This window comes from Marinobacter pelagius (genome assembly GCF_900114925.1).
Classification (GTDB): domain Bacteria; phylum Pseudomonadota; class Gammaproteobacteria; order Pseudomonadales; family Oleiphilaceae; genus Marinobacter; species Marinobacter pelagius.
The window spans coordinates 98,385-113,060 of record NZ_FOUR01000004.1 but is presented as its reverse complement, the minus strand read 5'-3'; the positions used below and the strand labels follow the sequence as shown (position 1 = coordinate 113,060).

Genomic DNA, 14,676 nt, shown 5'->3' with positions numbered 1-14,676 from the left:
CTCAGAAACGGATCCTGCCAATCAGCATGTCTCGAAACATCACCCAGTCTCCCATCAGACTGTAAAGTGGGTATTTGAAGGTAGCCGGGCGATTCTTCTCGAACTTGAAGTGGCCCACCCAGGCAAAGCCATATCCGATAACCGGAAGTGCCAGTAACCACAGCAGTTTGCCGGAGGTGATCGCCCAGATTGCCACGATCAGCACTAGCAGGCTGCCGACAAAATGCAGGCGCCGGCAGGTTACATCACTGTGCTCTTCCAGATAGTAAGGATAGAATTCTGAAAAGTTGCGAAATTCGTTCTGGTCATTCATGGTGCTGCCACTTCATTTATAGTTGTTAACATGGGCCAACCAGAGTTGAAGGTTACCAGTATTACGTATAAGCCACAATTCGCGTGTGGGCTTCCAAGCACGGCTTTTTGAACACATTTTTCCTGACAGCGAGTCGATATGACGTCAGTTACCGAGTTCCTTCTCAATCGCAGTTCCGAACCGCGCCTCACCGCGCCCGCCCCGGACCGGAAAACCCTGGAGCGTGCCTTTGCCTGCGCCGCACGGGCGCCGGATCATGCCTTGTTGCGGCCCTGGCGTTACCTGGTGATCGAAGGGCAGGGGCTGGAGCAGTTGGGGGACCTGTTTGCCTCCACCTGCCCCAACAATGCCGACGAGCAGGAGATCGAAAAGCTCCGCCGTGCTCCGTTGCGGGCGCCGATGATCATTGTCGGCATTGCCTCCCCGAGCGAACACCCCAAGGTTCCGGAGATCGAGCAGTTGTTATCTGCGGGCGCAGGCATGAGCTTTCTGGAACTGGCGCTGCAGGAGGCCGGGTTCGGAGTGATGTGGCGTACCGGGTCGATCGCCTACCACCCGGCAGTCCGGGAAGGGCTGGGGCTGTCAGAGCAGGAATCCATCATCGGCTTCCTTTATACCGGAAGCGTCGCCACCGAGAAGCCAAAGGTGCCCCGGCCGGAGGTTGCGGAGTTCGTCTTGGACTGGCCGCCGGAACGCCGGTAATGTTATTGCTTTCGAAAATAACGTCAGTATAATCCCCCACACTCTCCGATGGCGGCGTGGTGAAATTGGTAGACACGACGGATTCAAAATCCGTTGGGGTAAAACCCGTGGCGGTTCGAGTCCGCCCGCCGCTACCATCATCTTTCCTGCAGTGTCGTAACCAGTCCATCCCATGAACGTCTCCGACTTTTATTTTGATCTCCCGGACGAGTTGATTGCCCGGTATCCTCTCGAGGAGCGCAGCGCCTCCCGTTTGCTGTACCTGGAAGGTCTGACCGGCAAGGTCGACCATCTCCGGTTCACCGACCTGCAGAACCTGGTCCAGGAAGGCGACCTGCTGGTGTTCAATGACACCCGGGTGATCCCCGCGCGGTTGTTTGGCCGGAAAGAAACCGGCGGCCAGGTGGAAGTGCTGGTGGAGCGGGTAACCGGTGAGCACGAAATCCTCGCCCATGTCCGTGCCTCCAAAGCCCTTAAAGCCGATCAGAAGGTGATCCTGGAAGATGGCAGTGTGCTGCGCATGGTCGAGCGTGAGGATGCGCTGTTCCGGCTGATGGCCGAAACCGCCGAGCCCATTCTCGAGTTGCTCGAGCGTATTGGCCACATGCCGCTGCCGCCCTATGTAGACCGCCCCGACGAATCCTCTGACCGGGAACGTTACCAGACGGTTTATGCCCGGGAGGCCGGTGCGGTGGCAGCCCCGACGGCGGGGTTGCACTTTGACGAGGCGATGCTGGAGCAGCTTCGGGCGAAAGGTATCGAAACCACCTTTGTGACACTGCACGTGGGTGCCGGTACCTTCCAGCCGGTGCGCGTGGAGCGAATCGAGGACCACGTGATGCACAGCGAGGTTGCGCACGTGCCGGAGGAAACCGTCGAAGCGATCGAGCGGACCCGTGCCCGCGGCGGGCGTGTCATTGCCGTTGGTACCACATCGGTACGTTCCCTGGAGTCTGCGAGCCGGGGAGGCCGTGTGCGACCGTTCCGGGGAGAGACCGACATCTTTATCCATCCGGGTTACCGCTTCCAGACCGTGGACGCCCTGATTACCAATTTCCATTTGCCGGAATCGACCCTGATCATGCTGGTCAGTGCCTTTGCCGGTTACGACAATGTGATGGCGGCATACCGGGAAGCCGTGGCCGAGCGCTACCGTTTCTTCAGTTATGGTGATGCCATGTTCATCACCAGCCAGGAGCCGAGCCGTGGCATGCTCCTGGGCGCATCGGCCAGCGCAGCCACTACCGAATCCGACGAGTCCGGAGAATCATCGTGACCAATTCCTGCTTCATGTCCTTCGAGAAAATCACCGAGGACGGTCGTGCGCGGCGCGGCCGGCTGACGTTTCCCCGGGGTGCGGTCGAGACGCCGGCATTCATGCCCGTCGGTACCTATGGCACCGTCAAGGGCATGCTGCCCCGGGACATCCACGAAATCGGCGCCCAGATCATCCTTGGTAACACCTTTCACCTGATGCTTCGACCCGGTACCGAAGTGGTGAAGGCTCACGGGGATCTGCATGACTTTACCCAGTGGCAGGGCCCGATCCTGACTGACTCCGGCGGTTTCCAGGTGTTCAGCCTGGGCGAGATGCGCAAGATCACCGAAGAGGGCGTGACTTTCCGGTCGCCTGTGGATGGTTCGAAGGTGGAGCTGTCACCGGAAATCGCGATCCGGGTACAACGTGACCTGGGTTCGGATATCGTCATGATCTTCGACGAATGCACGCCTTACCCGGCCACCGAGAAGCAGGCCCGGGAATCCATGGAGCTGTCCCTGCGCTGGGCCGAACGCAGCAAGCAGGCTCACGAAGGCAATCCGGCTGCGTTGTTCGGAATTGTCCAGGGTGGCATGTACGAAGGCCTTCGGGACAAGTCCCTGGAAGGACTTACCGAAATCGGCTTTGACGGCTACGCCATTGGCGGCCTGTCGGTCGGGGAGCCCAAGGAAGACATGATCCGCATCCTGGATCACCTGCCACCGAAAATGCCTGAAGACAAGCCGCGCTACCTGATGGGCGTCGGCCGTCCGGAGGATATCGTTGAGGCAGTGCGCCGGGGAGTGGACATGTTCGACTGCGTGATGCCGACCCGAAACGCCCGAAATGGCTACCTGTTCACATCCACCGGTATCGTCAAGATCCGCAACGCCCGTCATCGCCACGACACCAGTCCGCTGGATGAGCGCTGTGACTGTTACACCTGTCAGAATTTTTCGAGAAGTTATCTGCATCATCTGGATAAGTGTGGAGAAATGCTGGGCTCCCAGCTCAATACGATCCACAACCTGCGGTTCTACCAGAACCTGATGGCCGGATTGCGTGGGGCCATTGAAGCAGGTACATTGTCGGACTTTGTTAGCGACTTCTACGCCCTTCGCGGCGAATCGGTACCGCCGCTGGCCGGTGCCTGAACGAATTGCCAAACCAACGGAGAGAATAAATGAAATCAATGAAGTTTCTTGTTGCTGGACTGATGGCCCTGATGCCGGCACTGGCTATGGCCCAGGATCCCGCAGCCCAGGGCATGGGCGTGATGGGGCAGGTGATCTTCTTCGCCGGCTTTATCCTGATTTTCTACTTCCTGATCTGGCGCCCCCAGTCCAAGCGTGCCAAGGAGCACAAGGCGCTGATGTCCGGCCTGAACAAGGGTGATGAAGTTGTGACTTCCGGTGGTGTTGCCGGCAAGATCACCAAGGTGACTGACGACTTCATCGTGATTGAAGTAGCCGATAACGTCGAAATCAAGGTTCAGAAGGTTGCCGTTGCTGCAGCCCTGCCGAAAGGTACCCTGAAGGATATCTGATCCAGGTGAGGCGATCTGCCTTCCCAGGAACCTGCCTGTCTGATTCTTTCTGGCTGACAACCAAGGCCGGCCCCCGGGCCGGCTATTAAGGGAACCCATGCTGAACAAGTACCCGCTCTGGAAAAACCTGGTTATCCTGGTCGCGCTCGTGATCGGGTTTATCTACGCTCTGCCCAACCTTTTCCCCGATGATTACGCCATCCAGATCACCGGCGCCCGCAGCAGCACCGAAGTCAATGAACGTGTGCTGGAACGTGCGGTCCAGTCTCTGGAAGCCGAAGGCATCACGGTGAAGAGCAGCTCCCTGCAAGAGCGTGATGCCCTGATCCGCCTGACCAGCTCCGATGACCAGCTAAAGGCCCGCCCGACCGTCCAGCAGGCGCTGGGCAACGAATACCTGGTGGCACTGAACATGGCCGCGTCCACCCCGGACTGGCTGAAAGCCGTCGGTGCCGGACCCATGAAGCTGGGTCTGGACTTGCGAGGTGGTGTGCACTTCCTGCTTGAAGTGGACATGGATACGGCGCTGCAGCAGCGGCTGGAGGCGATGTCCAGCCAGATCAAGCGGGAATTGCGCGAAGAGCGGGTTCGCTACCGCGGTGGCGATGTTGATGCGGGTGACCGGCAGATCGTGCTGAGTTTCCGGGATGAGGGTTCCCGTACAGAAGCCTTTGACATGGTCCGGGACCAGTACAACGAGTTTCTGATGGACGAACAGACCGAGGGCGACGAGTTCCTTCTGGTGCTGTCCCTGTCCGAAGAGGAAGTCAGGAACATCCAGGAGTATGCCCTCGAGCAGAACCTGACCACGATCCGTAACCGGGTGAACGAGCTGGGTGTCGCGGAGCCGCTGGTCCAGCGTCAGGGCACTGATCGCATTATCGTCGAATTGCCCGGTGTGCAGGATACTGCCCAGGCCAAGCGGGTTCTCGGTGCCACAGCGAACCTGGAGTTCCGCATGGAAGCCAGGCAGGATGCGCCGGCCAGCGAAACCGAGCAGTACAGTTTCCGGGATAATCCCCAGCGTACGGCCCGGCTTGAGCGCGATGTCATCGCCACCGGTAATAATGTAGCCAATGCCCAGCAGGCGTTCGACGAGAACGGCCAGCCCCAGGTCAACATCACCATGGACTCCGTGGGCGGTGACCTGATGAACCGGGCAACCCGTAACGCCATTGGCCGCCGTATGGCCGTGCTGTTTATCGAATACCGGACCGAGACTGAAAGCCAGATGGTGGACGGTGAGCCCACCATGGTCGAGAAGCGGGTTGTGGAGAAGGGCATCATCAGCCTGGCAACCGTCCAGTCCGCCCTTGGCAGCAGCTTCCGGATTACCGGCCTGGATTCGATTCCGGAAGCAGCCGAGCTTGCACTGCTGTTGCGTGCCGGTGCCCTGGCAGCTCCGATGTACTTTGTGCAGGAACGGACCATCGGGCCGAGCCTTGGTCAAAAGAACATCGATGCCGGCGTGATGTCGGTGGCACTCGGCTTCGGTCTGGTGTTGCTGTACATGGTTGTCTATTACCGCGGGTTTGGTCTGATTGCCAACGTCTCGCTGACCCTCAACCTGATGTTGCTGATTGCCTGCATGTCCATCCTTTCGGCGACACTGACGCTGCCGGGTATTGCCGGTATCGTTTTGACCGTAGGTATGGCGGTGGATGCGAATGTGCTGATCTTCGAGCGAATACGTGAAGAGCTGAAGGCCGGGGTGGCGCCGCAACTGGCCATCAATGCCGGTTATTCGCGGGCTTTCGTCTCGATCTTTGATGCCAACATCACCACACTGCTGGTGGCGGTCATCCTGTTCGCCATGGGCTCCGGCCCGGTCAAGGGCTTCGCCGTCACCCTGTGCATCGGTATCCTCACCTCGATGTTCTCCGGGCTGATGGTCAGTCGCAGCATCGTGAATCTTGTGTATGGCGGTCGGAAGATCGAAAAGCTGTCGATTGGAGGGAAGCTGGCAAATGTCTGAGCTGGAGAAGAAGCCGTTTGATTTTATGGGGTTCCGGAAGGCTGCTTCCGTCCTCTCCATCGCCTTGGTCATTGCCTCGATTGCCTTGCTGGCGGTTCGTGGTCTGAACCTGGGCATGGACTTTACCGGGGGCACGTCTGTCGAGTTCGAATATACCGAAGCGCCGTCCCTGGACAACATCCGTGGCCAGCTGGATGAGGCCGGCTTCGACAATTTCGTGGTCCAGAATTTCGGTTCTGACACCACGATCCTGATCCGCCTGGCGGAAGCGGGTAACGACGAACTGGCCGTTGAAGTCGCTGATGCCCTTCAGAAGGGTGGTGCGGAGTTCGAGCTGATCAGCTCCGAGTTCATCGGCTCCCAGGTGGGTGAGCAGCTTAAAGAAGACAGCGGTCTGGGCCTGTTGCTGGCTCTGGCGGTTGTGCTCATCTACGTTGGCATGCGCTTCCAGTTCAAGTTCGGTATTGCCTCGGTTATTCCGTTGGCCCACGACGTGATCATCGTTCTGGGTATATTCGCGCTGTTCCAGTGGACCTTCGACCTGACCGTGCTGGCGGCCCTGCTGGCCGTGATCGGTTACTCCCTGAACGACACAATCGTTGTGGCGGATCGCATCCGGGAGAATTTCCGCAAGATGCGCGTCGGGGATGCTTGGGACATCATCAATACCTCGATTCACCAGACCATCAGCCGGACTATCAACACGTCCGGTACCACCCTGGTGGTGCTGTTCGCGCTGTACCTGTTCGGGGGTGAGGCGATCAACAACTTTGCGCTGGCGTTGATTATTGGTGTGCTGGTGGGTACCTATTCCTCCATCTATGTCTCCGCCAACCTGCTGATCGCCCTCGGCGTGTCCCGCGAGGATATGGCGCTGCCGGTCAAGGAAGGTGCCGCCGGGCAGGAAGAAGACGAAGAGCCGCCCGAATGGCTTAACCGGATGTAAATATCTCCGGGCACAAAAAAAACCGCCACTCTGAGGAGTTGGCGGTTTTTTTGTGCCTTGCCGAAGCGTTGGTCAGCGCGGCAGGCGGCCCCGGAAGGGGTGCAGGGTTTTCAGTACTTCCCGGAACAGTTTCGGGTTGGCCACAACCAGTTGCCGGGCGTTGCCGGTAGCGGGGTTGCCGGAGAAATCGCCGGTCAGAGCGCCGGATTCCATGGCCAGGGTCACGCCCAGGTCCATATCGGCGGCTTCCGGGCGGAAGATGATGGCCGCATCCAGGCTGCCGGAGGCAACCCGCGCAATGTCCAGCACCACGCAGCCGGAGCTGCGGAACATGGCTGAATCGTGGGCGACGACAGCGGCCATCTCACCCCAAAGCTGGGAGTTCTCGCTCTTGCGCGCCTGGTCCAGCAGGTTGGTGGCAACCGCGGCCTTGTCGAAGTGCCTGATTTCCGATGTACGTACCCGACGGCTGTTCAGGGCGGCACCATGACCCCGGGACGCGGAATATTCCTCGCCGGTGATCGGGTTCACGATCAGCAGGTTCTCGGTGCGGTTGTTCCGCTTCTGGGACAGGGCCAGGACGAAGTCCGGGATGCCACGGAGGAAGTTTTCACGACCCAACACCGGGAAGATGTGCCAGCTCTTCTCGCTGGTGCCGGCGCTGGCTTCGTTCAGCGGAGCAATCGTGTGGTCCTTGTAGGACTTCTCGAGCTGCTCCTTGAAATTGTCATAAATGGACTGCTCAACCCGATCCAGCTGGCGGCGACGTTCGCTCTCGTCCTTGCCGTTGGGTTCCTGGCGCTCGAAATGGGCTTTCAGGTAGTCGGACCCCTGACGCGCTACGCGCAGGGCCATTTTGATTGCTGGTTGCATCTGAGTGTTCATTATCCAGGTGTGTGGAGGCCGGGTATGATAGCAAAAGATCACCCCCCTTGTATGTTTTTTGACTCCGGAATACCACGGATGGCAGCTAGTTACGGAATTTCCGGAGAGGTGGAAGAGGGGTGGTTCTGCTATCATGTCGCGCTTGGTTCACTCTGCAGACAGAAACAGGCTTTTGACCATGCACAATCCCGCGCTCCCCCTGGAAGGCACGGACACCTATAACGACCGGATCCGCATTGTTCTGGTGGAAACTTCCCACTCGGGAAACATTGGCGCGGTGGCCCGGGCCATGAAGAACATGGGGCTGGGGAATCTGTGGCTGGTCAATCCGAAATCCTTTCCTGATGAAGCCTCCTACGCCCGCGCTGCCGGTGCCTCGGATGTGCTCGACCGTGCACAGGTAGTTGGCAGTCTGGAGGAGGCCATTGACGATTGCGTACTGGTGATGGGCACCAGCGCCCGTGGCCGCAAGGTGCCCTGGCCGGTGATGCCGCCGCCCGAAGCGGCCGAAACCGCATCGCAGGCGTCTGCCGGTGGCAGTGTTGCGCTGGTATTCGGGCGTGAGAGCAATGGTCTGAGCAATGACGAACTCCAGCATTGTCACCATCACATTCATATCCCGTCGAACCCGGAATACAGCTCCCTGAATCTGGCCATGGCGGTACAGGTGATGTGTTACGAATTGCGGATGCTTTACCTTCGTAACCTTGAAGGAGGCGAGGGTAGCCCATACCTCAAGCCCATGTCGGCACCGGGCGATGCCGGTTGGGATGTGTCTCCGGCTTCGGTCAGGGATGTGGAAGGATTCTTCGGCCATCTCGAGCAGATGCTGGTGGACGTGGAGTTTCACCGCCGCGAGAATCCGCGCCAGCTGATGACCCGCTTGCGGAGGCTGTTCCAGCGGGCCAGACTTGATCAGATGGAAGTCAACATTCTCCGTGGCATCCTGACGGCGGCCCAGAAAGCTGCCGGCAAGGCACCAAATCAACGCCAATCCACCGATGGTGAGTCATCGGCGACGGGACAGGAAGAAGGCCATGTTTGAACAACTGAGGGAAGACATTAACAGTGTTTTTCACCGGGATCCGGCGGCGCGTAACACGTTCGAGGTTCTCACCAATTACCCGGGCCTCCATGCTTTGCTGTTTCACCGATTTGCCCACTGGCTCTGGAAGCTGGGGCTGAAGTGGCTTGCCCGCACGGTATCAACCCTGGCCCGCTGGTTCACCGGTATCGAGATCCATCCCGGGGCGACCATCGGCCGCCGGTTCTTTATCGACCACGGCATGGGCGTGGTCATCGGTGAGACCACGGTTATTGGCGATGACGTCACCCTTTACCAGGGTGTGACCCTCGGAGGCACCAGCTGGAACAAGGGCAAGCGCCATCCGACTATCGGAGATGGTGTCGTCGTCGGCGCGGGTGCCAAGATTCTCGGGCCATTCGAAGTGGGTGCGGGGGCCAAAATTGGTTCCAACTCGGTCGTGACCAAGGCAGTGCCTGAAGGTGCCACGGTGGTTGGCATACCGGGGCGGGTGATCGTCAAGCGCAAGTCCGAAGACGATGTTCGCCGCAAGGAGATGGAAGAGCGTATGGGCTTCGATGCCTACGGGGTCACCGAGGAAATGCCGGACCCGGTGGCGCGAGCCATGCGTGCTCTGCTTGATCACATGCACGCGGTCGATGACCGTATCGAGAACATGTGCAAGGCCATCCGGAAGGTTAACAGTGAATACCAGAATGGCGAACTGCCGCCGCTGGATGAAGAGGACTTTGACTGCGTCCGGGATGACACGGATACGCGGGGTTGAATACTTGACTGAATTACTTGGTCAATTCATACTCGCATCTGTTAATCGAGATTCATTCCCGTCGCGGGGCTGATGCCATGAAACTGACCACCAAAGGCCGCTATGCTGTTACGGCAATGTTGGACCTGGCCCTTCACGGGGATCAGGGGCCGGTCAGTCTGGCGGATATATCGTCCCGGCAGGAAATCTCGCTATCCTACCTGGAACAACTGTTCTCCCGTCTGCGCCGGCAGAAACTGGTTGTCAGCATCCGAGGCCCCGGCGGTGGTTACCGCCTGAGCCGTGATGCCGATCGCGTCTACATCGCCGAGGTGGTGGATGCGGTCAGTGAGTCCCTTGATACCACGCGTTGTGGCAACAAGGGCGACTGCCAGAATGGGGAGAAGTGCCTTACCCACCATCTCTGGTCTGATCTGAGCGATCAGATTCATCAGTTCCTCAGCGAAATCAGTCTCGGGGATCTGATGAAGAAACATGAAATCCGTCAGGTTGCGGATCGTCAGAACCGTCGCCAGGACGGCAAGGATTCTGAAACCATCAACACCGACCGTCTGACCGACCAGGCGCCGGCCTGATACAGAACGTTCTTACATATCATGAAAAAGCCCGTATATCTGGATTACGCGGCCACGACGCCCGTTGATCCCGTCGTTGCCGACGAAATGGTCAAATATCTCACGCTCGACGGTGTGTTCGGGAACCCGGCTTCCCGCTCCCACGCCTATGGCTGGCAGGCCGAGGCGGCTGTTGAAGCTGCCCGCCGGCAGGTCGCCGACCTGATTTCCGCCGACCCCAGGGAGATTGTCTGGACCTCCGGTGCCACCGAATCCGACAACCTGGCGATCAAGGGTGCGGTAGGCAATCGCAGGGATGTCCATGTCATCACCTCGAAGATCGAGCACAAAGCCGTTATCGACACCTGCAAATGGCTCGAAGGCCGGGGCGTGGAAGTGACCTGGCTGGATCCTGATCCGGACGGCCGGATTCCGCCGGAGCGGGTCATCGAGGCGCTCCGGGACAACACGGTTCTGGTCAGCCTGATGATGGTGAATAACGAACTGGGCTGCATCACCGATGTCGCTGCGATTGGCGCAGAACTGCGTGAACGGGGAGTGCTGTTCCATGTGGACGCCGCCCAGGCTGCCGGCAAGATGCCCATTGATCTGAACCAGACCCCGGTGGACCTGTTGTCTTTGTCCGGGCACAAGGTATACGGCCCCAAGGGCATTGGAGCGCTGTATGTGCGCCGGTCCCCGGATGTGCGGATCGAGGCCCAGATTCACGGCGGAGGCCACGAACGGGGAATGCGTTCCGGAACGCTTCCGACCCACCAGATTGTGGGCATGGGCAAAGCCTTTGCGATGGCCGCGGAAGGGCTTGAAGCGGAAATGGCACGGCTCGAATCCCTGCGTACCGCCTTTCTGAAAGGCCTGGAGGGTCTGGAAGGGGTAACGGTGAATGGCAGCGAATCCCATCGTGTGCCGGGCCTGATCAATCTTTCGTTTGACGGCGTGGAGGCGGAGTCGCTGATGCTTGGCCTGCGGGACCTTGCGGTTTCCTCCGGTTCCGCGTGTTCTTCGGCAACCATCGAGCCCTCTTTTGTGTTGCGAGGCATCGGTCTGAGCGACGAAGAGGCGCACCGGGCGCTGCGTTTTTCCATGGGGCGTTTCACCACCGAGGACGAAGTGGCCTTTGCCAGTTCGCAAATCGTTGATGTCGTTAGCCGGCTGCGCTCAGTGCGGTAGGCAGTAGCCCCCGGACTGCGTATAATCGCAGGCCAGAATTTTTAACCCGAACCATACTGGAGATTTACCATGGCAAACGAGCGCACGCTCTCTATCATCAAACCCGACGCAGTCGCCAAGAACGTTATCGGCGAAATCTACAGCCGTTTCGAGAAGGCTGGCCTGCAGATTGTTGCCGCCAAGATGATGCACCTGACCCAGGAGCAGGCTGAAGGCTTCTACGCTGAGCACAAAGAGCGTCCGTTCTTCAACGACCTGGTTGCGTTCATGACTTCCGGTCCGGTTGTGGTTCAGGTTCTGGAAGGCGAAGGCGCCATCCTGAAGAACCGTGACCTGATGGGTGCCACCAACCCGAAGGAAGCCGAAGCTGGCACCATCCGCGCCGATTTCGCATCTTCCATCGATGCCAACGCCGTTCACGGCTCTGATTCCGCGGCTTCTGCCGAGCGCGAAATCGCCTATTTCTTCAATGACAACGAGATCTGCCCGCGCGGCTGATCGAGTTGTAAGGGGCAGCCAGTGGCTGCCCCGAATTGGTTATTTGATCGAGGTTATGAAATGACAGCTGCTGCTGAGAAAACCAATCTGCTGGGGATGCCGAAGGCCAAGCTCGAGGCTTTCTTCGAGACCCTCGGCGAGAAGCGCTTCCGTGCGCAGCAGGTGCTGCAGTGGATCCACCAGCGCGGCGTGGATGACTTCGACCAAATGACCAATATGAGCAAGGCGCTCCGGGAAAAGCTCAAGAAAGTGGCCGAGGTTCGCGGGCCCGAAGTGGTCTATGACGAAACGTCGAAAGATGGCACCCGCAAGTGGGTTATGCGCATGGATAACGGCAACAGTGTCGAGACCGTGCTGATTCCCGATGGCGAACGGGGCACCCTGTGCGTGTCTTCCCAGATCGGTTGCAGTCTGGACTGTACCTTCTGTTCCACCGGCAAGCGCGGGTTCAACCGGAACCTGACCGCGGCGGAGATCATCGGCCAGGTGTGGGTGGCCCGAAAGGCCTTCATGCCGTTCGACCCCAACGCCGACCGGCCGATCACCAACGTGGTGATGATGGGCATGGGTGAGCCGCTGCTCAACTTCGACAACGTCGTTGATGCCATGAACCTGATGATGGAGGATCTGGCTTACGGTATCTCCAAGCGCCGGGTGACTTTGAGCACCTCCGGTGTGGTGCCGGCACTGGACCGTCTGGGCGAGGTTACCGATGTTTCACTGGCCATTTCGCTTCATGCGCCCAATGATGAGTTGCGTAACCAGTTGGTACCGTTGAATAAAAAGTACCCGATAGCGGAATTGCTCGCGGCAACGCGGCGGTATCTCAGCCGGCTGCCGGACAAGCGCAAGGCAACCATTGAGTACACCGTGATCGAGGGGATGAATGACCAGCCGGAACACGCCCGGCAACTGGCAGTCCTGCTGAAGGGGCTGCCCTGCAAGATCAATCTGATTCCTTTCAATCCGTTCCCGGAGAGCGATTTCCGGCGCCCGAGCATGAACGCCACCCGTCGGTTCCAGACCGTCCTCAACGAGGCAGGGTATATCGCCACCATCCGGACTACCCGGGGTGATGATATCGATGCAGCCTGTGGGCAGCTCGTTGGTCGGGTCGAGGATCGTACCCGGCGCAGCCAGCGGTACATTGAGGTACAGCAGGTGAACCCCTGATTCACAAACCAGATGCGAGGACTGCAGAACAGTGGCGACTAAACCGGTGATCAGACGTTTATTCCTGGTAGCTTTGATGTCATTGGCCACAGGGCTCGCCGGATGTGTTACCACCACTGACAGCCGCTTCTCCCGGGAAGCTGATCGCCAGGAAGCCGTTGATAACTATGTGAAGCTGGCTACCGCCTACATTGGTCAGGGAAATATTGACCGTGCCCGGCATCATCTGGACCGGGCTCTCAAGCTGGAACCGGATTCTCCCAAAGCCCTGGCGGCCATGGGGCTGATCTACAATACCGAGGGCGAGCCAGAGCTTGCCGAATCCAGCTTCCGCAAGGCAATCAGTGCCGATGGAGGTTATACCCGGGCCAGGGTGTACTATGGCGCCTTCCTGTACAGCCAGGGCCGCTTCGCGGATGCCCGCGACCAGTTCCGGGCAGCCTCACGGGACACCGAATACGAAGACCGGGGTTCGGTGTTCTTCAACCTCGGCATGGCCCAGGAGCGCCTGGAAGAAACCGATAATGCCGTCACCTCCTACCGTCGGGCTGTCGAGTTGTCCCGGGGCGATGCCCGGCCGCTGCTGGCCTTGTCGCGGGTACTGGTGGAGCAGGGCGAGTATGAGGCGGCGTCACGTTATTACAGTCGACTTTCCACAGCCATCGCCCGGAATCCGCGCATGACGCATTCCGCGGAAAGCCTGTACACGGGCATTCGTATTGCCCGCTATTTCAATGACAGGGACCAGGAGGCGAGCCTGGCGATGTTGCTGAAGAATGAACACCCGGAGTCAGTGGAATACCAACAATATAAGGTACTGATTTCTAATGACCAGTGATGAAAATCCCCAATCAGTGGTAAGCGATCCCGTCGGCGTTCAGCTCAAGCGCGCCCGGGAAAAGCTGGGGCTTGGTGTCGAAGATATTGCCCGGGCGCAACACCTGAGGCCCGCAATCATTCAGGCGATCGAGAACAGTGAGCATACCCGGGTCGACAGCGAACTGTTCCTCAAAGGTTATGTGCGGACCTACGCAAGCCAGGTCGGACTGGATCCGGACAGCATAATTACTGATCTTGACCGGGAACTGGAACCGCTCCGTATTGAGCGTGAGCAGCAGCAGGAAGCCAATCCGCTGGTGGACATCGAGCGGCGCCGGCGCCAGAAACGCCGGATGGCAAAAATTCTGGTGTGGATTCTGGCCGTTGCTCTGGCGGGCTATCTTGGCTATCGCTTTGTCTTGCAGGATGACTCCGCGCCGGTTACCGAAGAGGCGCCGGAGCAGACCTCCGGGGTTCAGTCCGAGGGCGACCAGACAGGGGGTGACTCTCCATCCGGGTCAGAGGCCCCGGTGACAGAAGATGCTGTCGAACCGGAGCCGGTTGAAGAGGAGCTTTCGGCGCCGGAAACCGAGAGCGTTTCAGGCGACACCGTCGCGGAAGCGCCTCCCGAACCGATGGCAGAAGAAATTACGGTAGAGGAACCGGCTCAGGAACCGGCTGTCGAACAGCCGGTTCCTGTTGTTGAGGAGCCGGAACCGCTGGTGGAAAATCCTGAAGAGCCGGTGGTGGTTGCGGATACGGCCAGTCTCGAAATGACATTTACAGCGGATTGCTGGGTGCAGGTGAGTGATGCAGACGGTAACCGCCTGGTCGCATCCCTGCAACGCCAGGGTGACAGAATTAATGTGTCAGGGGACGCGCCACTCCGGGTGGTTATCGGAGCGGTAGATGCGGTAGGGTCCGTGCGTTTCCAGGGCGAAACAGTCGACCTTGGCGATTTCCGGGTTGCCAACAATCGCACCGAATTTACCCTGTCCCTTTGAC

Annotated in this window: 16 protein-coding genes and 1 tRNA gene; 15 read left to right on the top strand and 2 right to left on the bottom strand. The window is 59.1% G+C overall.

Annotated features, from left to right (window positions below; translation table 11 throughout):
• Nucleotide 1 precedes the first annotated feature (1 nt).
• A complete protein-coding gene (locus BM254_RS09940; protein ID WP_092002566.1) occupies nucleotides 2-313 on the bottom strand; it encodes an Mpo1-like protein in 312 nt (103 codons plus the stop codon).
• 138 nt (nucleotides 314-451) lie between these two features.
• Here BM254_RS09940 and BM254_RS09935 point away from each other — a divergent pair, with 138 nt between their 5' ends.
• From BM254_RS09935 to secF, 7 genes are all read left to right on the top strand, one after another.
• Nucleotides 452-1,015: a nitroreductase family protein gene (locus tag BM254_RS09935; protein ID WP_092002563.1), complete on the top strand. Its 564-nt coding sequence runs from the start codon at nucleotides 452-454 to the stop codon at nucleotides 1,013-1,015.
• 50 nt (nucleotides 1,016-1,065) lie between these two features.
• A tRNA-Leu gene (locus BM254_RS09930) sits at nucleotides 1,066-1,152 on the top strand.
• Nucleotides 1,153-1,187: 35 nt separating this feature from the next.
• Complete coding sequence (queA, locus tag BM254_RS09925) at nucleotides 1,188-2,291, top strand: tRNA preQ1(34) S-adenosylmethionine ribosyltransferase-isomerase QueA (RefSeq protein ID WP_092002561.1); 1,104 nt, start codon at nucleotides 1,188-1,190, stop codon at nucleotides 2,289-2,291.
• 14 nt (nucleotides 2,292-2,305) lie between these two features.
• A complete protein-coding gene (gene tgt / locus BM254_RS09920) occupies nucleotides 2,306-3,427 on the top strand; it encodes a tRNA guanosine(34) transglycosylase Tgt (RefSeq protein ID WP_092003127.1) in 1,122 nt (373 codons plus the stop codon).
• Between the two features lie 29 nt (nucleotides 3,428-3,456).
• Nucleotides 3,457-3,819: a preprotein translocase subunit YajC gene (gene yajC / locus BM254_RS09915; protein ID WP_092002558.1), complete on the top strand. Its 363-nt coding sequence runs from the start codon at nucleotides 3,457-3,459 to the stop codon at nucleotides 3,817-3,819.
• Nucleotides 3,820-3,916: 97 nt separating this feature from the next.
• On the top strand, nucleotides 3,917-5,794 hold the full coding sequence (gene secD, locus BM254_RS09910) for a protein translocase subunit SecD (RefSeq protein WP_092002555.1): 1,878 nt from the start codon (nucleotides 3,917-3,919) through the stop codon (nucleotides 5,792-5,794).
• The gene (gene secF / locus BM254_RS09905; RefSeq protein ID WP_092002552.1) at nucleotides 5,787-6,740 is read left to right on the top strand and encodes a protein translocase subunit SecF; all 954 of its coding nucleotides are present in this window, start codon (nucleotides 5,787-5,789) and stop codon (nucleotides 6,738-6,740) included. The genes secD and secF overlap by 8 nt, the downstream gene beginning before the upstream one ends.
• Before the next feature lie 72 nt (nucleotides 6,741-6,812).
• Here secF and BM254_RS09900 read toward each other — a convergent pair whose 3' ends face one another.
• Nucleotides 6,813-7,613, bottom strand: coding sequence for an inositol monophosphatase family protein (locus tag BM254_RS09900; RefSeq protein WP_092002549.1), 801 nt, complete (start codon nucleotides 7,611-7,613; stop codon nucleotides 6,813-6,815).
• A gap of 190 nt (nucleotides 7,614-7,803) precedes the next feature.
• Between BM254_RS09900 and trmJ the strand changes: the two genes are divergently transcribed.
• From trmJ to BM254_RS09860, 8 genes are all read left to right on the top strand, one after another.
• A complete protein-coding gene (trmJ, locus tag BM254_RS09895) occupies nucleotides 7,804-8,670 on the top strand; it encodes a tRNA (cytosine(32)/uridine(32)-2'-O)-methyltransferase TrmJ (RefSeq protein ID WP_092002546.1) in 867 nt (288 codons plus the stop codon).
• Nucleotides 8,663-9,436 (top strand): serine O-acetyltransferase, encoded by a 774-nt coding sequence (cysE, locus tag BM254_RS09890; protein ID WP_092002543.1) that lies wholly within the window; start codon nucleotides 8,663-8,665, stop codon nucleotides 9,434-9,436. The genes trmJ and cysE overlap by 8 nt, the downstream gene beginning before the upstream one ends.
• A 77-nt stretch (nucleotides 9,437-9,513) precedes the next feature.
• A complete protein-coding gene (iscR, locus tag BM254_RS09885) occupies nucleotides 9,514-10,011 on the top strand; it encodes a Fe-S cluster assembly transcriptional regulator IscR (protein WP_092002540.1) in 498 nt (165 codons plus the stop codon).
• 21 nt (nucleotides 10,012-10,032) lie between these two features.
• A complete protein-coding gene (locus BM254_RS09880) occupies nucleotides 10,033-11,181 on the top strand; it encodes an IscS subfamily cysteine desulfurase (protein WP_092002514.1) in 1,149 nt (382 codons plus the stop codon).
• 69 nt (nucleotides 11,182-11,250) lie between these two features.
• Nucleotides 11,251-11,679, top strand: a complete 429-nt coding sequence (gene ndk / locus BM254_RS09875; protein ID WP_092002506.1) for a nucleoside-diphosphate kinase — start codon at nucleotides 11,251-11,253, stop codon at nucleotides 11,677-11,679.
• A 60-nt stretch (nucleotides 11,680-11,739) separates the two neighbouring features.
• Complete coding sequence (gene rlmN, locus BM254_RS09870; protein WP_092002503.1) at nucleotides 11,740-12,852, top strand: dual-specificity RNA methyltransferase RlmN; 1,113 nt, start codon at nucleotides 11,740-11,742, stop codon at nucleotides 12,850-12,852.
• Between the two features lie 76 nt (nucleotides 12,853-12,928).
• Nucleotides 12,929-13,690 carry a type IV pilus biogenesis/stability protein PilW gene (gene pilW, locus BM254_RS09865; protein WP_175497249.1) on the top strand — a complete coding sequence of 254 codons (762 nt, stop codon included), beginning with the start codon at nucleotides 12,929-12,931 and terminating at the stop codon, nucleotides 13,688-13,690.
• Nucleotides 13,680-14,675: a RodZ domain-containing protein gene (locus BM254_RS09860; RefSeq protein ID WP_092002500.1), complete on the top strand. Its 996-nt coding sequence runs from the start codon at nucleotides 13,680-13,682 to the stop codon at nucleotides 14,673-14,675. Before pilW ends, BM254_RS09860 begins: the two co-directional genes overlap by 11 nt.
• Nucleotide 14,676 lies beyond the last annotated feature (1 nt).